The organism is Rhodococcus sp. GQ147, from assembly GCF_059759155.1.
The window spans coordinates 17,019-39,161 of sequence record NZ_JCAXDU010000004.1 but is presented as its reverse complement, the minus strand read 5'-3'; the positions used below and the strand labels follow the sequence as shown (position 1 = coordinate 39,161).

Sequence of the window (22,143 nt, the reverse complement as noted above, 5' to 3'; positions counted from 1 at the left end):
CGCTTTCCCGGCGCCCCGGCCACGCGTTTGGCGATGTCACAGGTACAGGCACTAATGTGTACGCAGTGAGCCTGGTCCTTTTGCCCGCAGTCGACGTCGTCAACGGTGAAGCAGTTCGCCTCGTTCAGGGAGAGGCGGGCAGCGAGACCGGCTACGGTTCGCCCCGCGACGCCGCCCTCGAATGGCAGAACGCCGGCGCCGAATGGGTGCACATGGTCGACCTCGACGCGGCGTTCGGTCGCGGCGACAACCGCGCCCTCCTCGCCGAGGTCATCGGCGAACTCGACGTGAAGGTCGAGCTGTCGGGCGGCATCCGCGACGACGAGACCCTCGCCGCCGCCCTCGCGACCGGCTGCGCCCGCGTCAACCTCGGCACCGCCGCGATCGAGAATCCCGAGTGGTGCTCGCGCGTCATCGGCGAGTTCGGCGACCGCATCGCCGTGGGCCTCGACGTCAAGCTCCTCGACGGCCAGTGGCGACTGCGCGGCCGCGGCTGGGTCTCCGACGGCGGCGACCTGTGGGAGGTGCTCGAGCGCCTCGAACGCGACGGCTGCTCGCGCTACGTCGTCACCGACGTCACCAAGGACGGCACCCTCTCCGGCCCCAACCTCGACCTGCTCCGCGAGGTGTGCGCGGCCACCGACTCTCCGGTCGTCGCCTCCGGCGGCGTCTCGACCGTCGACGACCTGCGTGCCATCGCGACGCTCACCGAGGAGGGCGTCGAAGGCGCCATCATCGGAAAGGCGCTCTACGCAGGCCGATTCACGTTGACCGAGGCGCTCGACGCCGTCTCGCGCTGACCCATGGCCGATCCCGCAGACCTGAACCGGCTGCTCGCCGTCGCGAGCGGTGTACTCGACGAGGTCGCGGAACGGTTCGTCGCCGGGCACGGTGCGCCGCGCTCCGTCGACAAGGGACCGAACGACTTCGCGACCGATCTCGATCTCGAACTCGAGCGGCGGATCTCCGGTGCCCTCGCAGAGCGCACCGGTATCCCCGTGCACGGTGAGGAGTTCGGCGGCCCGTCCGCGGGGGAGGGCACCGTCTGGTTGCTCGACCCGATCGACGGCACCATCAACTACTCCGCCGGGCTGCCGATGGCCGGGATCCTCCTCGCTCTCGTCGAGGACGGCGAACCGATCCTCGGCCTCACGTGGCTGCCGCTGACGAATCAGCGCTTCGCGGGAATCGCCGACGGGCCGCTGCTCGTGAACGGCGAGCCCACCGCACCGCTGCAGCCGGCGCGGCTCGAGGACGTGATGATCGCGGTCGGCAGTTTCGACATCGACAGTCGCGGTCGGGTACCCGGCACCCGGCGTCTCGCCGTCATCACCGAGCTGAGCCGGCGCGTCGCCCGGCTGCGGATGCACGGCTCCACCGGCGCCGACCTCGCGTTCACCGCGGGAGGCGCGATCGGCGGTGCCGTCGTGTTCGGCCACCACCCCTGGGACAACGCCGCTGGTGTCGCACTCGTGCGGGCCGCCGGTGGCATCGCCACCGACTTCGCGGGCCGGCCCTGGCGGATCGGGTCCGGATCGGTGGTCGCTGCAGCGCCCGGAGTACACGGCGAGATACTGAAGATTGTGCAGTCGGCGACGGAACGGTCCGTGGCCGAGCAGTTGGGTTCCGAAGGAGATCGAACATGACGCTGGCCGTGCGGGTCATCCCGTGCCTCGACGTGGACGCGGGGCGGGTGGTCAAGGGTGTCAACTTCGAGAACCTGCGCGATGCGGGTGATCCGGTCGAGCTCGCCGCCCTCTACAACGAACAGGGCGCCGACGAACTGACCTTCCTCGACGTCACCGCGTCGAGCGGTGACCGCGGCACCATGCTCGACGTCGTCACGCGCACCGCCGAGCAGGTGTTCATCCCGCTCACCGTGGGAGGTGGCGTCCGCACCGTCGAGGACGTCGACCGTCTGTTGCGTGCCGGCGCCGACAAGGTTTCGGTGAACACCGCGGCCATTGCCCGGCCCGAGGTGCTGCGCGAGATGTCCGAGCGCTTCGGCTCGCAGTGCATCGTGCTGTCGGTCGACGCGCGCACCGTGCCCGCCGGTCAGGAACCGACGCCGAGCGGCTGGGAGGTCACCACGCACGGCGGCCGCCGCGGTACGGGGATCGACGCGGTCGAGTGGGCCCGGCGCGGCGAGGAACTCGGCGTCGGCGAGATCCTGCTCAACTCGATGGACGCCGACGGCACGAAGAACGGATTCGACCTGAAGATGATCGAGGCCGTGCGCGGGGCCGTGCACGTGCCCGTCATCGCCTCCGGGGGCGCCGGAGCCGTCGAGCATTTCGCGCCCGCCGTGCAGGCCGGTGCCGACGCGGTGCTCGCCGCGAGCGTCTTCCACTTCCGGGAGCTGACGATCGGCGAGGTCAAGGACGCGATGCGTGCGGAAGGGATCACGGTTCGATGAGCAGCGACATCCTGAATCCGGCGATCGCCGCCCGGCTGAAGCGCAACGACGACGGTCTGTTCGCCGCCGTCGTGCAGGAGCGGGCCACCGGCGCCGTGCTGATGATGGCGTGGATGGACGACGAGGCGCTCGCCCGCACCCTGGCGACCCGTAAGGCCACCTACTACTCGCGGTCGCGGCAGCAGTACTGGGTCAAGGGCGAGACGTCCGGGCACACCCAGTACGTGCACGAGGTGCGCCTCGACTGCGACGGCGACACGGTGTTGCTGGTCGTCGACCAGGTCGGTGCCGCCTGCCACACCGGCACGCACACCTGCTTCGACACCGACGTCCTGCTCGAAACGCCGCAGATCGCCGAATAGCCGGGACCGATCGGCGGGTCGTGCGGCGGGCTGCGACAATGCCCGCATGCCTCTCATCCAGATCAGCCAGACGCCGGGCCTGTCCGACGAGCAGAAGGCCGAGGTGATCTCCGCAGTGACCCGCGCGTACGCCGAGGCCTCGGGCAAGAATCCGTCGTCGGTGTGGGTGACGATCACCGAGGTGCCCCGCGAGAACTGGGGTGTGGGTGGAACTCCCCTCGGCTGAACACCCTCGGTTACGAGGTCACCGACGCGAGCGGTGCCGTCCGGGACGAGCGCAGCCACGACCCGAACATGTCGTTCCGGGACGTACCGAGGAGCCGCCCCACCACGTGACGGTGGGACGGCTCAGGCCTTGCCGATACCGCCGGCGATCCCCTCGTCGATCTGCTCGACTAGAACGGAACCGAGACGCGCGAGCTCGCGGACCTGGTTGTCGTCGAGGCCGTCGAACACGAGCCTGCGCACCGCCTTCACGTGGCTCGGTGCCGCTTCGACTACTGTGTCGTAGCCGGCATCGGTGAGCACTGCGTACGAACCGCGACTGCCCGGAACGGGTTCGCGTCGAATCCAGCCGCGCTTCTCGAGGCGCGTGACGACGTGCGAGAGCCGCGACAGCGACGCGTTGGCCTCGGCGGCGAGGGCGTTGAGACGCAGTCGACGCTCGGGGTTCTCGGAGAGCAGTGCGAGGACGAAGTACTCGAAGTGCGTCATGTCGGAGTCGCGTTGCATCTGGGTGTCGAGCGCGGCCGGCAGTCGCGTGACGACGGAGACGAGCGCCCGCCAGGCGTTCTGCTGCGCCGGATCGAGCCACTGCGGGTCCTCGTTGCTCATGCCTGCTCCTCGCTCGTTCGGTTTCGCTGTCGCACCCGGTCGGGGAATGGGAATGGCCGCGCGACGGGTTCTCCTCTATGATACTTGAAGCTTCAACTTGAGGGGATGTCATGACCATCGATTCCGCGACCACGCCCGCCCTGTTCCTCAGTCACGGCGCCCCGCCGCTCGTCGACAGCGAACTGTGGGTCTCGCAGCTGCAGCGTTGGGCGGCCGACCTGCCGCGACCCACAGCGATCCTCGTGGTCTCGGCGCACTGGGAATCCGCTCCGCTGACCATCGGGTCGACGATCACCGGCACCCCGCTCGTGTACGACTTCGGCGGCTTCCCGCGCCGCTTCTACGAGGTGACCTACACCAGCCCCGGCGCGCCCGAACTGGCCCGGCAGGTCGCGGCACTGATGCCCGACGACGAACCGGTGGTGCAGCAGCCGAACCGAGGACTCGACCACGGTGCCTACGTACCGCTGACCGTCATGTACCCGGACGCCGACATCCCGGTGCTGCAGATCTCCCTGCCCACCCTCGACCCGGAACGGCTGTTGCACCTCGGCGCCCGGCTGCGTCCGCTGCGTGAGCAGGGCGTACTCATCATCGGGTCCGGGTTCACCACGCACGGTCTGCCCTTCCTGCGCGACCCGCGGCCCGAGGCCGCCGCGCCGGGCTGGTCGTCGGAGTTCGACCACTGGACCGCCGAGCAACTCGCGCGCGGCGACGTCGACGCTCTGCTGGACTTCCGGCACCGCGCACCGGGCATGCCCTACGCGCATCCGTCGGTCGAGCACTTCGCTCCGCTGTTCGTCACCCTCGGTGCCTCCGACGCCCCCGGCCGCGGCATCGACCAGGTCGTCGACGGCTTCTGGATGGGCCTGGCCAAGCGCTCGTTCCAGGTCGCCTGACGGCGGCTGCAGAGCCGGACGAGGTCCCTGGGATGATGGGGCGCATGTCCGGCGAGCCCACCACCATTCCCGCAGCCACCACCGACTCCTCGGGTGGCGGCCGTTCCGATTCGACGACCACCCGCGAGCAGTTCCGCCAGCTGGCCGCCGAGCACCGCGTGGTCCCGGTGACCCGCAAGGTGCTCGCGGACGCGGAGACCCCGCTGTCGGCCTACCGCAAGCTCGCGGCCGACCGCCCCGGAACCTTCCTGCTCGAGTCGGCGGAGAACGGCCGGTCGTGGTCGCGGTGGTCGTTCATCGGCGCCGGGAGCCCGGCCGCACTGACCGTCGTCGATGGCGACGCTGCCTGGTACGGCAACGTCCCGGCCGGCGCGCCCACGGGTGGCAACCCCGTAGACGTCCTCGGCGAGACCCTCCAGTTGCTCCACACCGACCGCATCCACGGACTGCCGCCCCTGACCAGCGGCATGGTCGGTTATCTCGGCTACGACGTCGTCCGCCATCTCGAGAAGCTGCCGACGCTCGCCGAGGACGATCTGCAGATCCCCGAAATGGTGATGCTGCTGGCCACCGACCTCGCGGCCGTCGACCACCACGAGGGCATGATCTGGCTCATCGCCAACGCCGTGAACTGGGACGGCTCCGACGAGCGCGTCGACGAAGCCTACGACGACGCCGTCGCCCGCCTCGACCGGATGACCGCGGCCCTCGCCGCGCCCGCACCGGCCACCGTCGCGACCTACTCGCGGCCCGAACCCGACTACCGCCGCCAGCGCACCACCGAGTCGTTCTGCACGGACGTCCGCAAACTGATCGGCGACATCGAGGCCGGTGAGGCCTTCCAGGTGGTGCTCTCGCAGCGCTTCGAGATCGACTGCGACGCAGAGCCGATCGACGTCTACCGGATGCTCCGCGCGTCCAACCCCAGCCCGTACATGTTTCTGCTCCACATCCCCGGCCCGGACGGTGAGACGGCCTTCTCGATCGTCGGATCGAGCCCGGAGGCGCTCGTGACGGTTTCGGACGGGATGGCCACCACCCATCCCATCGCAGGGACCCGGTGGCGCGGCGCGAACGAGGAGGAGGACATCCTGCTCGAGAAGGACCTCGTCCACGACGAGAAGGAGAACGCCGAGCACCTCATGCTCGTCGATCTCGGCCGCAACGACCTCGGCCGGGTGTGCACGCCGGGCACCGTCGAGGTGCACGACTACCGCCACATCGAGCGGTACAGCCACGTGATGCACCTCGTCTCCACGGTCACCGGGCGACTCGCGGAGGGCAAACACGCCCTCGACGCCGTCACGGCGTGTTTCCCCGCCGGGACCCTGTCGGGGGCGCCGAAGGTGCGCGCGATGGAACTGATCGAGGAACTCGAACCCACCCGCCGCGGCATCTACGGCGGCATCGTCGGCTATCTCGATTTCGCAGGCGACGCCGACACCGCCATCGCCATCCGCTCCGCGCTCGTCAAGGACGGCGTCGCCTACGTGCAGGCGGGTGCCGGCATCGTCGCCGACTCCGACCCGGAGGCCGAGGACACCGAGGCCCGCAACAAGGCCATGTCCGCCCTCGCCGCCGTGGCCGCCGCGTCCACCCTCACCACCTACGGCGGTGACGCACGGTGACCGCGGAGACGCCGGACGCCGGCCCCACCACCGGACGCCGGCGCCGGCCGACCGTCATCGCCGCCCTGCTGCTCGGGGTCGGTGCGGCCCTGTTCTGGGCGTCGAGCCGAATGGCATGGGTCACCGCGGTCTCGTCCGACGGACTCGGGATCGACCGCGTCGACGACCTCGAGGGTGGCCGCTGGGCGGCGGCACTGACCCCGCTCGCTCTCGTGCTGCTCGCGGCGGTCGCCGCCGTCTTCGCGGTGCGCGGACTCGCGCTGCGTCTCGTCTCGCTCGTGGTCGCGGCCGTCGCCGTCGCCGCCGCGATCCCCGCCGTCCGGTTGCTCACCGGCGACGCAGACCCCGAGACCGCGGCCGGTGTCGCTGCGCTGCCCGACCGCGCGACCGTGACCGCCGTCGAGACCTATCCGTTGCCCGCCGTCCTTGCGATCGTCGGCGCCGTCGCGGCCCTCGCCGCGGCGGTGACGCTGTGGCGCACCCCGCGCGAGGCGGCCGGACTGTCGTCGAAGTACGACGCCCCGGCAGCACGTCGCGAGGCGGCCGCCCGGCGCGCCGAGAACGATGAACCCCTGTCCGAACGCGGTCTGTGGGACGCACTGGACGCAGGTGAGGATCCCACCGACGACGGTGGCGAGGGTGATACGGGCACCCGCCGGTGACCGCTGTAAACCACTTCACTACTCTTCTAGACAGATCCGATGAGCTTGATCACATCGGGATTGAGCAGGGTGGGAAAGGACTCGAGCCACGATGACAGTTCTCGATTCGATTCTCGAAGGAGTGCGAGCAGACGTCGCCGCCCGTGAGGCGGCCCTCGATCTCGCGTCCGTCAAGGCTGCCGCCGCAGCCGCGCCCCCACCGATCGACGCCAAGGCCGCGCTGCGCGAACCGGGCATCGCGGTCATCGCCGAAGTGAAGCGTGCCAGCCCCTCGAAGGGTGCTCTCGCCGACATCGCCGATCCCGCCGAACTCGCAGCAGCGTACGAGTCCGGAGGCGCTCGCGCCATCAGCGTTCTCACCGAGGAACGCCGATTCCACGGCAGTCTCGCCGACCTCGACGCCGTCCGTCGCGCTGTCCGTATTCCCGTACTGCGCAAGGATTTCGTGGTCGGTCCCTACCAGATCCACGAGGCGCGGGCACACGGCGCCGACATCGTGCTCCTCATCGTCGCGGCCCTCGAGCAGACCGTCCTGACGGCGCTGATCGACCGCGTCGAGTCGCTCGGCATGACCGCGCTGGTCGAGGCGCACACCGAGGAGGAGGCCGACCGTGCCCTCGAGGCGGGCGCCACCGTCATCGGGATCAACGCCCGCAACCTCAAGACCCTCGAGGTCGACAAGACGACCTTCTCGCGCATCGCGCCGGGCCTGCCCAGCAACGTGCTCAAGATCGCCGAGTCGGGTGTTCGCGGCCCGGCCGATCTGCTCGCGTACGCGGGCGCGGGTGCCGACGCGGTGCTCGTCGGAGAGGGACTGGTGACCAGTGGGGATCCGCGCCAGGCAGTCGCCGAACTGGTGACGGTAGGCACGCATCCGTCGTGCCCCAAGCCCGCACGCTGACCGTCCCGGCAGGTCCGGACCCCCACGTGATCCGCGTCGCGTGGTGGGGCAGACTGGACGCGTGACTGCAGACGATTCCGCACTTTCCGCCAAGGGCCGAGGGCTTCCCTCGATGAGCGAAGCTCTCGCCACTCCGACCGCGCACGAACCCGACGTCCGCGGCCATTTCGGAGTCTTCGGTGGCCGCTATGTGCCCGAGGCGCTCATGGCGGTGATCGAGGAGGTCACCGCTGCCTACGAGAAGGAGCGCGTCGATCCCGGCTTCCTGGCCGAACTCGACCGCCTGCAGCGCGACTACACCGGCCGCCCGTCCCCGGTCTACGAGGCCACCCGCCTGAGCGAACACGCCGGCGGAGCGCGCATCTTCCTCAAGCGCGAGGATCTCAACCACACCGGCTCGCACAAGATCAACAACGTGCTCGGGCAGGTGCTGCTCGCCAAGCGCATGGGCAAGACCCGCGTGATCGCCGAGACCGGCGCCGGCCAGCACGGCGTCGCCACCGCCACCGCATGCGCGCTGCTCGGTCTCGAATGCCGCGTCTACATGGGCGAGGTCGACACCGAACGGCAGGCCCTCAACGTCGCGCGCATGCGTCTGCTCGGCTCCGAGGTCATCGCCGCCAAGACCGGCTCGCGCACCCTCAAGGACGCGATCAACGAGGCGATGCGCGACTGGGTCACCAACGCCGACAACACCTACTACTGCTTCGGCACCGCCGCCGGCCCGCACCCCTTCCCGGCGATGGTCCGCGACTTCCAGCGCATCATCGGCCTCGAGGCCCGCGCACAGATCCGCGAACTCACCGGTCGCCTGCCCGACGCCGTCGTCGCCTGCGTCGGCGGCGGATCGAACGCGATCGGCATCTTCCACCCGTTCATCGACGACCCGTCCGTCAAGCTCGTCGGCTGCGAGGCCGGGGGAGACGGGGTGGAGACCGGACGGCACGCCGCCACCATCGGCGGCGGCACTCACGGTGCCCTGCACGGCGCGTTCTCGTACCTGTTGCAGAACGAGGACGGCCAGACCATCGAATCGCATTCGATCTCCGCCGGTCTCGACTATCCCGGCGTCGGCCCCGAACACGCCTGGCTCGCCGACACCGGCCGGGCCGAGTACCGCGCCGTCACCGACAGTGAGGCCATGGAGGCCTTCGCGTTGCTGTGCCGCACCGAGGGCATCATCCCCGCTATCGAGTCGGCCCACGCCGTCGCCGGTGCCGTCGAACTCGGCCCCGAACTCGGCAAGGGCGCCATCGTCCTGGTCAACCTCTCCGGCCGCGGGGACAAGGACGTCGACACCGCCGCCAAGTGGTTCGGTTACCTGCCGACCGACGAGTCCGCCGACCGGACCGGCCCCGAAGGAGCAGCCCAGTGAGCGCCCCGCACGAACGCCTGACCGAGATCTTCGCGACCTGCCGCGCCGAGAACCGCGCCGCACTGGTCGGTTACCTGCCGGTCGGCTATCCCACCGTCGAGCGCTCCGTCGAGGCGATGAAGACGCTCGTCGAGGGCGGCTGCGATCTCATCGAGGTCGGCATCCCCTACAGCGACCCGGTCATGGACGGCACCACCATCCAGAACGCGGCGTTCGAAGCGATCGCCAACGGCGTCCGGGTCCGCGACGTCTTCCCGGCCGTCGAGGCGATCACCGCCGCCGGCGGCGCCGCGGTCGTGATGACCTACTGGAACCTCGTGCTCAAGTACGGCGTCGAGAACTTCGCGCGCGACCTCGCGGCCGCGGGTGGACTCGGCATCATCACGCCCGACCTCGTCCCGGACGAGGCGGAAGAATGGATCGCCGCGGCCGACAAGTACGGACTCGGCAGGATCTTCCTGGTCGCACCGTCGTCGACCAACGAGCGCCTCGCGACCACCCTCGACAAGTGCCGCGGCTTCGTCTACGCCACCTCGACCATGGGTGTCACCGGCGCCCGCGACAGCGTCGACAACCGCGCGCCGGAGATCGTCGCCCGGGTGCGCACGCACTCCGACATCCCGGTCGGTGTCGGTCTCGGTGTGCGCAACGGTGCCCAGGCCGCGGAGATCGCGGGCTACGCCGACGGCGTGATCGTCGGTTCGGCGCTGGTCTCCGCCGTCGCCGAAGGGCCCGACGCGTTGCTCGCACTGACTCGGGATCTCGCGAAGGGCGTTCGCTCCGCTAACGTGCACTCGTGACATCCACTGCGTCTGTTCTGGCCTATCTGCCGAGTCCGCCGCAGGGCGTCTGGTATCTCGGACCGTTCGCCCTCCGCGCCTACGCCCTGTGCATCATCGTCGGGATCGTCGTGGCGATCTGGTGGGGCGACCGCCGCTGGGTCGCACGCGGCGGACAGGCCGGCACCGTCCTCGACATCGCCGTGTGGGCGGTGCCCTTCGGTCTGATCGGTGGGCGGCTCTACCACGTGGCCACCGACTGGCAGAAGTACTTCGGAGACGGCAACGACCCGGTCGACGCCCTGAAGATCTGGGAGGGCGGCCTCGGCATCTGGGGTGCGGTCGCTTTCGGTGCGCTCGGTGCGTGGATCGGGTGCCGTCGGCGGGGGATCCCGCTGCCGGCCTTCGGGGACGCCCTCGCCCCGGCGATCCTGCTGGCGCAGGCCATCGGACGCCTCGGCAACTGGTTCAACCAGGAACTCTACGGTCGCGAGACCACGGTGGCGTGGGGACTCGAGATCTACGAACGGCGCAACGACGCAGGTCAGGTCGCGCCCGGGCTGGTCGACGGCGTGTCCACCGGCGAGGTGGCCTTCGTCGTGCACCCGACCTTCCTCTACGAGCTGCTGTGGAACCTCGCCGTCGTGCTGCTGTTGGTGTTCGTCGACCGAAAGTTCACGATCGGTCACGGACGCCTGTTCGCCCTCTACGTCGCCGGGTACTGCGCGGGCCGGTTCTGGATCGAGCTGATGCGCACCGATGCGGCGACCCAGATCGCCGGTATCCGGATCAACTCGTTCACCTCGGGCATCGTATTCGTGCTTGCGGTCGCCTACTTCGTCCTCGCACGTAAGGGCCGCGAGGACCCTGCGACGCTGAATCCGGTCGCCGGGAACGCGGACGCAGAGCCGGCCGCACAGGACGAGGGCGGGGCGGCCGCAGACGAGGCCGCGCCCACTTCGGAGTCGGCGGATGCGGAGTCGGACAGCTCGTCGTCCGCCGCCGGTAGAGTCGACGAAGCGACGTCCGGAGACAGCAAAGGGGATCACTCGTGACCAGACAGGACCCGGAAGCTTCGGGAGCATCCGATTCGGAGCCTGCCAAGCCGGAGCCCGACAAGACGGAGCCTGCCCAGCCCGACCTGACGAAGCGGAGCGAGTCCGCCTCCGGCGCCGACACGCCGGAGCGGTCCTCGGAGAGCGAGCACACCCCGCCGCCCGATCTCGGACGCGCGTTCGACTACGACGCCACCGCGCAGGCCTCGTTGTCCGCTCAACCGCCCACACTCGACTCCCTCGGTGGCGCCACCGGCACTCCGGGACCGGGATGGGACACCTACTCGGGTGTCGGCAACGGACCGGGCTGGGGGACCACGCCCAGCTACCCGCCGCCGGCCGAGCACGAGTCCGACTATCCGTCCCCGGGCGACTACCCCTACGGCGAGCATCAGGGCCGGCCCGAGACCGGCACCGGACCGGTCTACGGGACACCCGACCCGCACTACCCGATCGGGTCCCCGCAGCAGGACCCGTCGCAGGGCCGGTACACCGGTCCGCAGGGAACGCAGCAGCCGGGTTACGGTCCGCCTCCGCAGGGCGGGCAGGGTTACGGTCCGCCTCCGCAGGGCGGGCAGGGTTACGGTCCGCCTCCGCAGGGCGGGCAGGGTTACGGTCCGCCTCCGCAGAGCGGACAGGGATACGGTCCGCCGCCCGGCTACGGGGTGATGCCCGCCTACGGCTACCCCGACCCGTCGAACCCGTACGGTCACGACGCCGCAGCGCCCTTCGGACGCGATCCCTACACCGGCGAGCCGTACTCCGACAAGAGCAAGGTCACCGCAGGTGTGCTGGGGATCCTGCTCGGCGCCTTCGGTGCCGGACGCTTCTACCTCGACCAGCCGGGCACGGCGGTCGCGCAGATCGCCGTCACGTGGCTCACCTGCGGTATCGGGGGCATCTGGCCGCTGATCGACGGCATCCTCATGCTCACCGGCAAGGTCCGCGACAAGAACGGACGCCAGCTCCGTCCGTGACATCCCGACGTCTCCGTCGCCTGTGACATCCCGACGTCTCCGTCCCATCGGCACCCCGGCGACACGCACCGGGGTGCTGGGATGGAGGGTCGCAGGCTCGGAGGCTAGGCTCGAAGCGTGACCCGACGCACCAAGATCGTTTGCACTATGGGGCCGGCCACCGCCGACCCCGATGTCCTGCGGAATCTCGTCGACGCCGGAATGGACGTCGCCCGCCTGAATTTCAGCCACGGTGAACACGCCGACCACGAGGGCCACTACAACCGGGTCCGCGCTGCGTCGGAGGCCTCCGGGCACGCCGTCGGTATCCTCGCCGATCTCCAGGGGCCGAAGATCCGGCTCGGACGATTCGCCGAGGACCGCACCGTGTGGGAACACGGTGAAGTGGTCCGCATCACCGTCGACGACGTGGTCGGAGACCACGACCGCGTCTCGACCACCTACAAGGAACTCGCCCAGGACGCCGTCGCCGGCGACCGGTTGCTCGTCGACGACGGCAAGGTCGGTCTCGTCGTCGAGGCGGTCGAGGGCAACGACGTCGTCTGTCGCGTCATCGAGGGCGGACCCGTCAGCAACAACAAGGGTGTCTCCCTGCCGGGGATGAACGTCTCCGTTCCGGCCATGTCGGAGAAGGACATCGAGGATCTCGAGTTCGCACTGCGCCTCGGTGTCGACTTCATCGCCCTGTCGTTCGTGCGGTCGCCGGCCGACGTCGAACTCGTTCACGAGGTCATGGACCGTGTCGGGCGGCACGTGCCGGTGATCGCCAAGCTCGAGAAGCCCGAGGCCGTCGAGAATCTCGAGGCCGTGGTCCTCGCCTTCGACGCGGTCATGGTGGCGCGCGGCGACCTCGGCGTCGAACTTCCGCTCGAGCAAGTACCGCTCGTGCAGAAGCGCGCGATCCAGATAGCACGTGAGAACGCCAAGCCCGTCATCGTCGCGACGCAGATGCTCGAATCGATGATCGAGAACTCGCGTCCCACTCGAGCCGAGGCCTCCGACGTGGCCAACGCCGTGCTCGACGGCACCGACGCCGTGATGCTCTCGGGTGAGACCTCCGTCGGCAAGTTCCCCGTCGAAACGGTCCGCACGATGGCGCGCATTATTGCCGCCGTCGAGTCGGATTCGACGGAAGTGCCTGCGCTGACGCACGTTCCGCGCACCAAGCGCGGTGTCATCTCGTACGCCGCCCGCGACATCGGCGAGCGTCTCGACGCCAAGGCGCTCGTCGCGTTCACCCAGTCGGGCGACACCGTGCGACGACTCGCGCGGTTGCACACCCCGCTGCCGCTGCTCGCGTTCACGCCCGTCCCGCACATCCGCAACCAGCTGGCGCTGACGTGGGGCACCGAGACCTTCTCGGTCGAGCCGGTCGACACCACCGACCAGATGGTCGAACAGGTCGACGCGGCGTTGCTGTCGCTGGGCCGGTACCAGCGCGGCGACCTCGTGGTGATCGTCGCCGGAGCGCCTCCGGGACGCTCGGGTTCGACCAACCTCATCCACGTGCACCGGTTGGGTGAGAAAGACACCCGGTGACACTGTCGGACACAACGGATCTCGACGTTCTCCTCGGCCTCCTCGATCTGGAGCAGGTCGAGGAGAACGTCTTCCGTGGTGGTCATCCCGAGCAGGTCGGCAGCCGCACCTTCGGCGGTCAGCTCGTCGCGCAGGCGCTCATTGCGGCCGGACGCACCGTGGGTGATCGTCCTGTGCACGCGATCAACGCCCATTTCATCCGGGGCGGCGACGTCAAGCGGCCCATCGACTACCACGTCGTCACCCACCGGGACGGCCGCGACTTCGCGAACCGGATGGTCACCGCCTACCAGGACGACCAGGAACTGTTCGTCATGCTCGCCGCCTTCCAGCGGTGGGGCAAAGGCCTCGAACACTCGGTGACCGTTCCCGATGTTCCCCTGCCCGAAGCGCTTCCGCCGATCGGCGAACGCCTGCGCGGCTTCGAGGAGCAGTTGCCGCATTTCGTCGGCGCGCTCAAGCCGATCGACATGCGGTACGCCAACGACCCCGCCTGGGTGTTGCGGGGAACGGGGGAGAAGCTCGGCCACAACCGCGTGTGGATGCGCGCCGACGGGCAACTGCCCGACGATCCGCTGCTCCACGTCGCCACGCTGGCCTACGCGTCCGACACGACCGTCCTCGATTCGATCCTCACCACGCACGGCCTGTCGTGGGGACTCGACCGGATCGTGGCGGCGACGGTCAACCATTCGATCTGGTTCCACCGTCCGCTCCGCTTCGACGAATGGCACCTGTACGCCACGGAATCCCCGGTAGCGGCCGGTTCCCGTGGTATGGCGACGGGACGCTACTTCACCATCGAGGGCGAACTCGTCGCGACCGTCGTGCAGGAAGGGCTCATCCGTCACTTCCCGCCGCGTCGTCCGTCGGGGAGCTGATCGGCCGATCGGTCGAGGGCGGCCGACAGCGCGCGCATGCCCTCCACGATCCGCGCCAGGTTCTCGGATCCGGTCTCCTCGCACAGTGCCCGCGCGGCGTCGGCGTGAGCGGGGCCGATGGCACGGATCGCGTCGCGACCGGCCGGTGTCATCGCGACGAGCTTGGCGCGACGGTGCGCCGGATTGGGCCGGTACTCCGCCAGGCCCTTGTCGACGAGGAGATCGGCGATGCGCTGCACGCTCTGCCGGGTGATGCCCATCTCGCGGGCGATCGCGGACACCGGCAGCGGAGCGGAGGAGACCGCGCCGAGGACCTGCCACCAGGCCGCGGTCAGGCCCACCGGACGCGCCAGGGTCTCGGCCAGCGCGAAGAACTGGCCGTTGAGCCGGAAGGCCGTCAGTGCGGCCGCGCTGAGCAGTTCGGCCTCCGCCGGGTGCTGCTCGGCCGCGTTCTGCTCCGTCACGAGCCGGAGGACATGAGCTCGTAGTAGCCGCGCGGGTCGCGCTCGCCGTAGAGGGCGTACCAGGCGTCGAGGACGCGCGGTTCGTACATGTCGAGCCGGGTGAAGATCGCGCGGGCGAAGTCGACCGGGGCGATGCCGCTCGCGGTGATGAGATCGCCGTCCGTGACCGCGGGTTCGTCCCGGTACAGATCGGCGCCACCGTATCCGACGCTCTGCAGGAATTCTGGAGCGTTGCTCGTGTGCGGCCGCTCGTCGAGCAGGCCGGCAGCCGCGAGCGCTCCGGTCGCGCCACAGATCGCGGCCACCGGAACGCCGGCGTCGAGGAATTGCCGGGTCTTGTCGACGAACGGGGCGTAGGCGTCGGTCGGCCAGATGTCGTTGCCCGCGAGGATCAGCATCGCGCTGTCCTCCGGCGTGATGTCTGCGAGCACGGCGTCGGGAAGGATGCGGAGTCCGCCCTTGGTCGTGACCGGTTCCGTCGTGGCTCCGACGGTACGGACGCGGTACCGGCCGGGGCTGCGCTGCCATTCGGGATCTGCGATATGTGGCGTGACGTATCCGATCTCCCAGTCCGCCAGGGTGTCGTACACGGCGACGTGAACTGTTTCGGTCATGACAGTATGCTGACAAAACGACAGCCTGCTGTCAATGGTGTCGCACTGCCGGTCGAGGATGATTTGCCGGGTGGTCCAGGCGGCGATTAGCCTTGATCAGGACCACGTCGTGGCGCCACTGTCGTCGAAGGTCGCACGCGACCTCATCGGAGGAGAACATGGGCAACACTCACGCGCAGACTGTGAGCACACGCGCTCGAAGCGCCGTGGCTCCTGCGTGTTGTCGTTGCCGCTGATCACCCCTGTCGGGGCTGCTCGCACTGCTCTCACGATTCCCCTGAGTCCGCTGTGACCGACGATCCGGCGGTGACCGGGAATTCCTCGCATCCGATGCGGTTCGAAAGGCACATCATGTCCGATTCGACAGTATTGCCCGTCATCGATCTGTCCGATCTCGACGGCGACGACACCACACGCAACGCCCTGCTCGATCGCCTCCGGGAGGCCACCCACGAGATCGGGTTCTTCCATCTCGCCGGTCACGGGATAGAGCCCGCGCTCGCCGACGGGCTCGTCGCGGCGGCACGCGAATTCTTCGCCCTCCCCGAGGCGGACAAGCTCGCGATCGAGAACATCCGCTCGCCCCACTTCCGCGGCTACACCCGTGTCGGTGGCGAACGCACCCAGGGCTATGTCGACTGGCGCGAACAACTCGACATCGGCCCGGAACGCGATGCCGTCGCCGAGGTCGACCCCGACCGCCCCTGGGAGGTGCTGCACGGCCCCAATCTGTGGCCCGAGCAGGTCCCCCGACTACGCGAACTGGCCCTGCGGTGGATCGACGAGGCCGGCAACGTCGGACGCCGACTGCTCGGTGCATGGGCCGAATCCCTCGGTGCCCCCGCCGATCACTTCGAGGACGCCTTCGCCGATCCCGACCCGCTGCTGAAGATCGCGCGGTATCCCGGGCACGACCGCTCGGTCACCGATCAAGGGGTCGGCAGCCACAAGGACGTCGGCGCGCTGACGTTGCTGTATCCCGAACCCGGCAGCACCGGCTTCCAGGTCGAACGCGACGGACGTTGGGTCGACATCGACCCGCTCCCAGGGCATTTCATCGTCAACATCGGAGAACTCCTCGAGGTCGCCACCGGCGGTTACCTCCAGGCGACCGTCCATCGTGTGCTGCCGCCCCCGGCGGGCACCGACCGGGTGTCGCTGCCCTTCTTCCTCAATCCCGGTCTCGACCGCGAACTCCCGGCGGTGGAGTTGCCCGCAGATCTGGCCGCGGCCGCCCGCGGCGTCGGCCCCGACGCACACGGCGGCACGCTGCACGCCGTCTACGGCCTCAACGCACTCAAGTCCCGCCTGCGGGCACATCCGAACGTGGCGGAGCGTTTTCACGCGGATCTCCTCGCCCGCTTCGCCGCACCCCGATAATCGATCTGTCCGTCCCCGTATTTCCAACGTCCCCGCATTCCCAACGGAAGGTATCCACCCGATGTCACTGCGTCGTATCGTCGTCGCGTCCGCCGCGCTCACCCTCGCTGCGGGTCTCGCGGCCTGCTCGTCGTCCGAAGGTGACGACACCACCCTCCGGATCTCGGCGTCGTCCACCCCGCACGTCGAGATCCTCGACCAGATCGTGAGCACCGGGGCGCTGGGCGACTACAAGCTCGACATCGTCGAGATCACCGGGGAGGTCGATCCCAACGAACTGCTCGAGGCCGGTGACGTCGACGCGAACTTCTTCCAGCACGAGCCCTACCTGACGGACTGGCAGAAGCAGAAGGGTATCGACGACCTCGTCGCCGTCGCCGACGTGCACCTCGAGCCCATCGGCCTCTACTCGAACAAGATCGCCTCGCTCGACGAGCTGAAGGACGGCGACACCGTCGCCGTGCCGCGCGACACCACCAACTACGCCCGCGCGCTGTACCTGCTCGAATCGGCCGGTCTGCTCGAGATGGACGTGCCCTTCGAGGAGGCCGACCTGTCGGTGGTCACCGAATCGAACATCACCGCCAACCCGAAGAACCTGAACCTCGTCAGCATCGAGCGTCCGCAGCTCGCCCGTCAGCTCGACGACGCGCAGATCACCGCCGCCGTGATCAACTCCAATTACGCGCTCGAAGCCGGCCTGAACCCGGCCGAGGACGCCATCGTCACCGAAGAGGTCGAGAACAACCCCTTCTCCAACCTGCTCGTCGTGCGGGCCGAGAACGAGAACGACCCGGCAGTGACCGCGCTGGCCGAGGCCCTCGAGTCGCCCGAGACGGCTGCCTGGATCGAGGAGACCTACTCCGGCGCCGTGCTGCCGGTCCACTCGACGAACTGATGATCGTCGTCGAGAACCTCGTCAAGACCTTCCCCGGAGCCGGGCGCTCCGGGGAGGTCGCGGCGTTGCGAGGGGTGTCGCTCGAGATCCCCGACGGCGAGATCTACGGCATCGTCGGCCCGTCCGGATCCGGCAAGTCCACCCTTCTGCGCTGTCTGAACCTGCTCGAGCGGCCTACCTCGGGACGGATCCTGCTCGGCGGGGACGACCTGTCGACCCTGTCCGGCGCGGAACTGCGAGCGGCGCGTCGCCGGATCGGGACGGTCTTCCAGCAGTTCAACCTACTGCACTCGCGCACCGTGATCCGGAACGTCGAATTCCCGCTCGAAGTGGCGGGGATCGACAAGGAACAGCGCCGCAAGCGGGCGCTCGAGCTGCTCGATCTCGTCGGCCTGGCCGGCAAGGGGGAGAGCTATCCCTCGCAGCTGTCCGGTGGACAGCAGCAGCGCGTGGGCATCGCCCGCGCACTCGCCGTCGAACCCGAGGTACTGCTGTGCGACGAGGCCACGAGCGCCCTGGACCCGGACACCACCGATCAGGTCCTCGATCTCGTCGCCGAGGTGAACAGACGACTGGGCGTCACGGTCGTGGTGATCACCCACGAACTCGGGGTGCTGCGCCGGATCTGCAGCTCGGCAGCTCGGCTCGCCGCCGGACAGGTGGTCGAGACGGGCCGGATCGTCGATCTCGTCGCCGATCCCGAGTCGGCGCTCGGGCATGCGCTCGTCCCGGTCGGCACCGACCCGTCGACGGGTTCGGGTGCCGACACGGCTCTGGTCACCGCGATCGGTGATGCCGCGCACGGACCGTGGCTCGCTGAGATGATCCGCGCGATCGACGCCGACATCGCTGTGGTCGGCGGCCGGGTCGAACAGGTCGGCAGCGTCACCGTGGGCCGGATGCGCCTTCGGTTCACGGCGGGTACCGATCGGGCACTCATCGAGGGGTTCGTGGCCGAACGCCCGTATCTGAGCCTGGCGTGGGGGACGGAAGCCGAATTGGAGGGACTCACGGAATGACGGTGCAGGCGCGATGAACAAACTGCAGTGGTACGACGCCTTCCCGGAGGTGTGGGAAGCCACCCTCGAGACGCTCTACATGGTTGCGGTGTCCTTCGTGCTCACCGTCGTCGGTGGTGTGCTGGTCGGAATCGTGTTGCAGTTGACGTCCCCGTCCGGACTGTGGCCGCGCAGGACGCTCAACACCGTCCTCGGCGTGATCGTCAACCTCTTCCGGTCGCTGCCCTTCCTCATCCTGCTGATCGCGCTGATCGGGTTCACCCGCTTCATCGTGGGTACCGCGATCGGGCCGACCGCGGCGATCGTGCCGTTGACCATCGGTGCCATCCCGTTCTTCGGCCGGATCGTCGAATCCGCTCTGCGGGAGGTGCCCCGGGGCCGGGTCGAGGCGGCCCAGGCGATGGGGGCCACCAACGGGCAGATCGTGCGCAAGGTGCTGCTGCCCGAAGCACTGTCCCCGCTGATCGCCGGTGCCACCCTCACCCTCGTGCTGCTGGTGGGCTATTCGGCCATGGCCGGTGTCATCGGTGGTGGCGGTCTCGGCGACTTCGCGATCGTCTACGGCTACCAGCGGTTCAACACGCCGGTGCTGTTGCTCGCGGTGGTCGTCCTCATCGTGATGGTGCAGATCATGCAGTCGATCGGTGATCTCATGGTCCGCAGGCTCGCGCACCGGCGGTGACGCCCGAGAGCCGGGCGCACCACCGGTGCGTCCGGCTCAGCGGTCGAGCTTCGCGATCGCCTCGTCGACGAGCGGGACGTAGCGGTCGATCGACCACGGCACGGTGAGCGGATTGATCATCGACGATCCCGTGACGAACGGCTGTTCCTCCGGCGCGACGAGCGAGCCGCGCCCGATCGCCGGAATTTGCTGGTAGACGGCCTGCGATTCGATCTCCGCGCGGTTCGCCGGGTCGGAATAGAACGTGAAGATCAGATCCGAGTCCTTCAGCAGTCCGGCGTTCTCGAGCCCGATGACCGCCGAGTCGGTGCCCTCGGTCTCCTCGAGCGTCTCCGCGACCGGGTCGACCGTCAGCCCGAGTCCGCGGACCATCGCCACGCGCTGCTCGTCGGGCATGAACACGCCCAGCGTGCTGGGGCCGGTGTTGTAGATATACGAGAACGTCACCCCGGCGTATTCGGGATGCTCCGCCGCGGTGCGTTCGAAGGTGTCGTCGATCTCCGTGATCAGATCCAGCGACTCGTCGTGCCTGCCGAGTGCGGTGCCGACGGTCTCGATCTGGTCCTGCCAGGTGATCGTCCAGGGCAGTTCGGGGTAGGCGACGGTCGGGGCGATCGCCGACAGCAGGTCGTACTGCTCCTGCGTGATGCCCGACCACGGCGCGAGGATGACGTCCGGGGCGAGTCGGGCGATCGCCTCGACGTCCACCTCGGCGCCACCGGTGAACTGCTCGGGCAGCGGCTCGCCGCGTTCGGTCAGTTCCTCGTGGATCCAGGGCAGATATCCGGTTTCGTCGCTGCCCCAGGGATATTCCTCCATCCCCACTGGGGTGACACCCAGTGCGATCGCCGTCTCGGCCGAACCCATCCCGAGCGTGACGACCCTTTCGGGCTGCGCGTCGATCTCGGCGGTGCCCAGTGCGTGCTCGATCGCGACGGGTTCGAAGTCGCCCGTCGGAGAACCGTTCGAGTTGTCGCCACTGCCGGACGAGCAGGCGGTGAGTGCGACGGCGGCGGCGAGCGCGACTACCGCGCGTGACCCGAGGCGGCGCGGGGACAGAAATTTCATGGATACCTCTCACTGATCGGACCGGTTCGAGAGGTGAGCCTAACCTTCTGAAGGGGATGACGGTTATCGGCAGATTTCCGGGCCGTCCGCAACTTCGTGATGTCCCACAAACAGATCACGAGACGGATGTCACATTTGATAGTATTCTGTTATCGAAACCGCTCACGCCCCGAGCGGGAAAGGGGACGGCCGCACTCGGCCACCGCGGGGGTTCGCTCATCACCGACGATTCGTCGACCGGGAACGATGAGTGGATGCGGGGGTACCGGATGCGTCGTTCCGGGGAGGAACGGAGATGCTCATGGTTGCATCCACGGATAAGAGGTCCGATTCGATGCCACGCTCGAACCGGCGGATTCTCGCGATCATCGCGCTCACGGGAATGCTCACGATCGGATTCCTGGCTGCGGTGTTCACCGCGTCGTATCTGATCGGTGCCGCATTCGCCATGCTCACCGGCGCATGCATCGTGCTGGCGCACCTGATGATCGCGCCCGCCTCGATCATCCACGACGACGAGACGGAGACGGCCATCCGTCCCGAGATCCGCGAGCGGTGGCATCCGCTCGGTAGCGGATCCTGAGCTCGTCCCGGCCCGCCGACGTCGCGGCACCGCCGCGACACGCGGGTTCCCCGGACGGGCGGGTGTGCTCGGTTAGCATCTTGCCCGTGACCGACTCGCTGCGCATCCTCGTCTACAGCGACGATGCGACCGTGCGGCAACAGGTTCGTGATGCCCTCGGTACCCGGCTGCACCCGGATCTGCCTCCACTCGACTACGTCGAGGTCGCGACACCGCCGGTCGTCGTCGAACGCATGCACGCCGGCGACATCGCCCTCGCCGTGCTCGACGGTGAGGCCGCCCCCGCGGGCGGCATGGGCCTCGCGAAACAACTCGAGGACGAACTCGACTCGTGCCCGCCGATCATCGTGTTGATCGCCCGGGCCGACGACGAATGGCTCGCCCGCTGGTCGGGCGCCGAGGTGGTGCTGCGTCATCCCGTCGACCCGATTCGGCTCGGCCGGCAGGTCCTCGCGCTGCTCACCCCTCGCTCCCGCCCCTCCTGACCCTTCCGACGCGCGACCGCCCGGCCGCGAACTCGTATGTGGGGCCGGAAAATCTACCCTCCTTCCCGTTGTCGAGCAGCCCGACACGCCGCCCCGAATCGAGGGCGTGAAATCGCGACAAGTCCGACGCGAACAGCACTAGTGTGTGCCGTGACTCACAACCCTGGGCCGGGACGGAACCGCCCGGTGCACGGCGGGGGTGGGTTCGCGGGCGACGAGCAGACCCGCGGCCGGATTCGCGCAAGCAACCGGAGGTCGCATGAACGCTTACGTACCGATCCTGGTACTCGGTGGCATCGCGCTTGCCTTCGCGGTCTTCTCCGTCGCGGTGGCGAGCCTCGCGGGCCCGAGCCGATACAACCGCGCCAAGCTCGATGCGTACGAGTGCGGCATCGACCCCACACCCCAGCCGGTGGGAGGTGGTCGCTTCCCGGTGAAGTACTACCTCACCGCGATGCTGTTCATCATCTTCGACATCGAGATCGTCTTCCTGTACCCGTGGGCGGTCCATTTCGACACGCTCGGCGTCTTCGGTCTGGCGGCGATGGCGCTGTTCATGTTCAACGTCTTCGTCGCCTACGCCTACGAGTGGAAACGAGGAGGCCTGACATGGGACTGACGACCCGCGTGTACGACGGGATG

The 22,143-nt window shown here is 68.8% G+C and carries 26 protein-coding genes; 22 read left to right on the top strand and 4 right to left on the bottom strand.

Annotated features, from left to right (window positions below):
• The first annotated feature begins 65 nt into the window (after positions 1 to 65).
• From priA to AC6CID_RS06150, 5 genes are read left to right on the top strand one after another with little or no spacing between them, the layout of a single operon-like run.
• Complete coding sequence (priA, locus tag AC6CID_RS06170) at positions 66 to 800, top strand: bifunctional 1-(5-phosphoribosyl)-5-((5-phosphoribosylamino)methylideneamino)imidazole-4-carboxamide isomerase/phosphoribosylanthranilate isomerase PriA (protein ID WP_064062083.1); 735 nt, start codon at positions 66 to 68, stop codon at positions 798 to 800.
• Positions 801 to 803: 3 nt separating this feature from the next.
• Positions 804 to 1,646 (top strand): inositol monophosphatase family protein, encoded by an 843-nt coding sequence (locus AC6CID_RS06165; RefSeq protein ID WP_064062084.1) that lies wholly within the window; start codon positions 804 to 806, stop codon positions 1,644 to 1,646.
• Positions 1,643 to 2,416, top strand: coding sequence for an imidazole glycerol phosphate synthase subunit HisF (hisF, locus tag AC6CID_RS06160; protein WP_006554068.1), 774 nt, complete (start codon positions 1,643 to 1,645; stop codon positions 2,414 to 2,416). Before AC6CID_RS06165 ends, hisF begins: the two co-directional genes overlap by 4 nt.
• Positions 2,413 to 2,778 carry a phosphoribosyl-AMP cyclohydrolase gene (hisI, locus tag AC6CID_RS06155; RefSeq protein WP_016935787.1) on the top strand — a complete coding sequence of 122 codons (366 nt, stop codon included), beginning with the start codon at positions 2,413 to 2,415 and terminating at the stop codon, positions 2,776 to 2,778. Before hisF ends, hisI begins: the two co-directional genes overlap by 4 nt.
• A 46-nt stretch (positions 2,779 to 2,824) precedes the next feature.
• On the top strand, positions 2,825 to 3,004 hold the full coding sequence (locus tag AC6CID_RS06150; RefSeq protein WP_016935788.1) for a tautomerase family protein: 180 nt from the start codon (positions 2,825 to 2,827) through the stop codon (positions 3,002 to 3,004).
• A 122-nt stretch (positions 3,005 to 3,126) separates the two neighbouring features.
• On the opposite strand, the gene AC6CID_RS06145 is transcribed toward AC6CID_RS06150, so the two are convergent.
• Complete coding sequence (locus tag AC6CID_RS06145; protein WP_064062085.1) at positions 3,127 to 3,612, bottom strand: MarR family winged helix-turn-helix transcriptional regulator; 486 nt, start codon at positions 3,610 to 3,612, stop codon at positions 3,127 to 3,129.
• Positions 3,613 to 3,722: 110 nt separating this feature from the next.
• On the opposite strand from AC6CID_RS06145, the gene AC6CID_RS06140 reads away from it, so the two are divergent.
• From AC6CID_RS06140 to AC6CID_RS06095, 10 genes are all read left to right on the top strand, one after another.
• Positions 3,723 to 4,511, top strand: coding sequence for a dioxygenase family protein (locus AC6CID_RS06140; protein ID WP_024101209.1), 789 nt, complete (start codon positions 3,723 to 3,725; stop codon positions 4,509 to 4,511).
• A gap of 44 nt (positions 4,512 to 4,555) precedes the next feature.
• On the top strand, positions 4,556 to 6,139 hold the full coding sequence (locus tag AC6CID_RS06135) for an anthranilate synthase component I (RefSeq protein WP_175538126.1): 1,584 nt from the start codon (positions 4,556 to 4,558) through the stop codon (positions 6,137 to 6,139).
• Entirely contained in the window at positions 6,136 to 6,801 is a 666-nt protein-coding gene (locus AC6CID_RS06130; RefSeq protein ID WP_064062087.1) for a TIGR02234 family membrane protein, read from the top strand. The genes AC6CID_RS06135 and AC6CID_RS06130 overlap by 4 nt, the downstream gene beginning before the upstream one ends.
• Before the next feature lie 91 nt (positions 6,802 to 6,892).
• Positions 6,893 to 7,702 (top strand): indole-3-glycerol phosphate synthase TrpC, encoded by an 810-nt coding sequence (trpC, locus tag AC6CID_RS06125; RefSeq protein ID WP_016696041.1) that lies wholly within the window; start codon positions 6,893 to 6,895, stop codon positions 7,700 to 7,702.
• 112 nt (positions 7,703 to 7,814) lie between these two features.
• A complete protein-coding gene (trpB, locus tag AC6CID_RS06120; RefSeq protein ID WP_006554060.1) occupies positions 7,815 to 9,077 on the top strand; it encodes a tryptophan synthase subunit beta in 1,263 nt (420 codons plus the stop codon).
• Positions 9,074 to 9,877, top strand: coding sequence for a tryptophan synthase subunit alpha (gene trpA, locus AC6CID_RS06115; RefSeq protein WP_006554059.1), 804 nt, complete (start codon positions 9,074 to 9,076; stop codon positions 9,875 to 9,877). The genes trpB and trpA overlap by 4 nt, the downstream gene beginning before the upstream one ends.
• On the top strand, positions 9,874 to 10,911 hold the full coding sequence (gene lgt / locus AC6CID_RS06110) for a prolipoprotein diacylglyceryl transferase (protein ID WP_039585217.1): 1,038 nt from the start codon (positions 9,874 to 9,876) through the stop codon (positions 10,909 to 10,911). Before trpA ends, lgt begins: the two co-directional genes overlap by 4 nt.
• On the top strand, positions 10,908 to 11,888 hold the full coding sequence (locus tag AC6CID_RS06105; protein WP_072740438.1) for a TM2 domain-containing protein: 981 nt from the start codon (positions 10,908 to 10,910) through the stop codon (positions 11,886 to 11,888). Before lgt ends, AC6CID_RS06105 begins: the two co-directional genes overlap by 4 nt.
• A 117-nt stretch (positions 11,889 to 12,005) precedes the next feature.
• Entirely contained in the window at positions 12,006 to 13,427 is a 1,422-nt protein-coding gene (pyk, locus tag AC6CID_RS06100) for a pyruvate kinase (RefSeq protein WP_006554056.1), read from the top strand.
• Positions 13,424 to 14,308, top strand: coding sequence for an acyl-CoA thioesterase II (locus AC6CID_RS06095; RefSeq protein ID WP_006554055.1), 885 nt, complete (start codon positions 13,424 to 13,426; stop codon positions 14,306 to 14,308). The genes pyk and AC6CID_RS06095 overlap by 4 nt, the downstream gene beginning before the upstream one ends.
• Here the strand turns inward: AC6CID_RS06095 and AC6CID_RS06090 are convergent.
• Entirely contained in the window at positions 14,275 to 14,772 is a 498-nt protein-coding gene (locus AC6CID_RS06090) for a MarR family winged helix-turn-helix transcriptional regulator (protein WP_024101204.1), read from the bottom strand. The genes AC6CID_RS06095 and AC6CID_RS06090 overlap by 34 nt on opposite strands.
• Positions 14,769 to 15,386 (bottom strand): DJ-1/PfpI family protein, encoded by a 618-nt coding sequence (locus AC6CID_RS06085; protein WP_019289699.1) that lies wholly within the window; start codon positions 15,384 to 15,386, stop codon positions 14,769 to 14,771. Before AC6CID_RS06085 ends, AC6CID_RS06090 begins: the two co-directional genes overlap by 4 nt.
• A 351-nt stretch (positions 15,387 to 15,737) precedes the next feature.
• Between AC6CID_RS06085 and AC6CID_RS06080 the strand changes: the two genes are divergently transcribed.
• The 4 genes from AC6CID_RS06080 (at position 15,738) to AC6CID_RS06065 (ending at position 19,365) form a co-directional block, all read left to right on the top strand.
• Entirely contained in the window at positions 15,738 to 16,766 is a 1,029-nt protein-coding gene (locus AC6CID_RS06080) for an isopenicillin N synthase family dioxygenase (RefSeq protein ID WP_064062003.1), read from the top strand.
• Positions 16,767 to 16,827: 61 nt separating this feature from the next.
• Positions 16,828 to 17,664, top strand: coding sequence for a MetQ/NlpA family ABC transporter substrate-binding protein (locus AC6CID_RS06075; protein ID WP_019289697.1), 837 nt, complete (start codon positions 16,828 to 16,830; stop codon positions 17,662 to 17,664).
• Positions 17,664 to 18,683, top strand: a complete 1,020-nt coding sequence (locus AC6CID_RS06070) for a methionine ABC transporter ATP-binding protein (RefSeq protein ID WP_006554050.1) — start codon at positions 17,664 to 17,666, stop codon at positions 18,681 to 18,683. Before AC6CID_RS06075 ends, AC6CID_RS06070 begins: the two co-directional genes overlap by 1 nt.
• A gap of 13 nt (positions 18,684 to 18,696) precedes the next feature.
• A complete protein-coding gene (locus tag AC6CID_RS06065) occupies positions 18,697 to 19,365 on the top strand; it encodes a methionine ABC transporter permease (RefSeq protein WP_006554049.1) in 669 nt (222 codons plus the stop codon).
• A gap of 36 nt (positions 19,366 to 19,401) precedes the next feature.
• Here the strand turns inward: AC6CID_RS06065 and AC6CID_RS06060 are convergent, their stop codons facing one another.
• Entirely contained in the window at positions 19,402 to 20,433 is a 1,032-nt protein-coding gene (locus AC6CID_RS06060) for an iron-siderophore ABC transporter substrate-binding protein (protein WP_064061990.1), read from the bottom strand.
• A 334-nt stretch (positions 20,434 to 20,767) separates the two neighbouring features.
• Here AC6CID_RS06060 and AC6CID_RS06055 point away from each other — a divergent pair, with 334 nt between their 5' ends.
• From AC6CID_RS06055 to AC6CID_RS06045, 3 genes are all read left to right on the top strand, one after another.
• Positions 20,768 to 21,016, top strand: coding sequence for a hypothetical protein (locus tag AC6CID_RS06055; protein WP_231412743.1), 249 nt, complete (start codon positions 20,768 to 20,770; stop codon positions 21,014 to 21,016).
• Positions 21,017 to 21,096: 80 nt separating this feature from the next.
• The gene (locus tag AC6CID_RS06050) at positions 21,097 to 21,501 is read left to right on the top strand and encodes a PleD family two-component system response regulator (protein ID WP_081263534.1); all 405 of its coding nucleotides are present in this window, start codon (positions 21,097 to 21,099) and stop codon (positions 21,499 to 21,501) included.
• Between the two features lie 259 nt (positions 21,502 to 21,760).
• The gene (locus AC6CID_RS06045; protein WP_064061992.1) at positions 21,761 to 22,120 is read left to right on the top strand and encodes an NADH-quinone oxidoreductase subunit A; all 360 of its coding nucleotides are present in this window, start codon (positions 21,761 to 21,763) and stop codon (positions 22,118 to 22,120) included.
• Positions 22,121 to 22,143 lie beyond the last annotated feature (23 nt).

What these genes read in the sequence shown, in the direction of transcription:
- AC6CID_RS06065 (WP_006554049.1), top strand. Translation starts at nt 18,697, where the DNA reads ATGAACAAACTGCAGTGGTACGACGCCTTCCCGGAGGTGTGGGAAGCC.
- AC6CID_RS06055 (WP_231412743.1), top strand. Translation starts at nt 20,768, where the DNA reads ATGCCACGCTCGAACCGGCGGATTCTCGCGATCATCGCGCTCACGGGA.
- AC6CID_RS06150 (WP_016935788.1), top strand. Translation starts at nt 2,825, where the DNA reads ATGCCTCTCATCCAGATCAGCCAGACGCCGGGCCTGTCCGACGAGCAG.
- AC6CID_RS06045 (WP_064061992.1), top strand. Translation starts at nt 21,761, where the DNA reads ATGAACGCTTACGTACCGATCCTGGTACTCGGTGGCATCGCGCTTGCC.
- AC6CID_RS06060 (WP_064061990.1), bottom strand. Translation starts at nt 20,433, where the DNA reads ATGAAATTTCTGTCCCCGCGCCGCCTCGGGTCACGCGCGGTAGTCGCG.
- AC6CID_RS06080 (WP_064062003.1), top strand. Translation starts at nt 15,738, where the DNA reads ATGTCCGATTCGACAGTATTGCCCGTCATCGATCTGTCCGATCTCGAC.
- AC6CID_RS06140 (WP_024101209.1), top strand. Translation starts at nt 3,723, where the DNA reads ATGACCATCGATTCCGCGACCACGCCCGCCCTGTTCCTCAGTCACGGC.
- AC6CID_RS06145 (WP_064062085.1), bottom strand. Translation starts at nt 3,612, where the DNA reads ATGAGCAACGAGGACCCGCAGTGGCTCGATCCGGCGCAGCAGAACGCC.
- AC6CID_RS06135 (WP_175538126.1), top strand. Translation starts at nt 4,556, where the DNA reads ATGTCCGGCGAGCCCACCACCATTCCCGCAGCCACCACCGACTCCTCG.
- AC6CID_RS06075 (WP_019289697.1), top strand. Translation starts at nt 16,828, where the DNA reads ATGTCACTGCGTCGTATCGTCGTCGCGTCCGCCGCGCTCACCCTCGCT.
- hisI (WP_016935787.1), top strand. Translation starts at nt 2,413, where the DNA reads ATGAGCAGCGACATCCTGAATCCGGCGATCGCCGCCCGGCTGAAGCGC.
- AC6CID_RS06085 (WP_019289699.1), bottom strand. Translation starts at nt 15,386, where the DNA reads ATGACCGAAACAGTTCACGTCGCCGTGTACGACACCCTGGCGGACTGG.
- trpC (WP_016696041.1), top strand. Translation starts at nt 6,893, where the DNA reads ATGACAGTTCTCGATTCGATTCTCGAAGGAGTGCGAGCAGACGTCGCC.
- hisF (WP_006554068.1), top strand. Translation starts at nt 1,643, where the DNA reads ATGACGCTGGCCGTGCGGGTCATCCCGTGCCTCGACGTGGACGCGGGG.
- trpB (WP_006554060.1), top strand. Translation starts at nt 7,815, where the DNA reads ATGAGCGAAGCTCTCGCCACTCCGACCGCGCACGAACCCGACGTCCGC.
- AC6CID_RS06070 (WP_006554050.1), top strand. Translation starts at nt 17,664, where the DNA reads ATGATCGTCGTCGAGAACCTCGTCAAGACCTTCCCCGGAGCCGGGCGC.
- AC6CID_RS06165 (WP_064062084.1), top strand. Translation starts at nt 804, where the DNA reads ATGGCCGATCCCGCAGACCTGAACCGGCTGCTCGCCGTCGCGAGCGGT.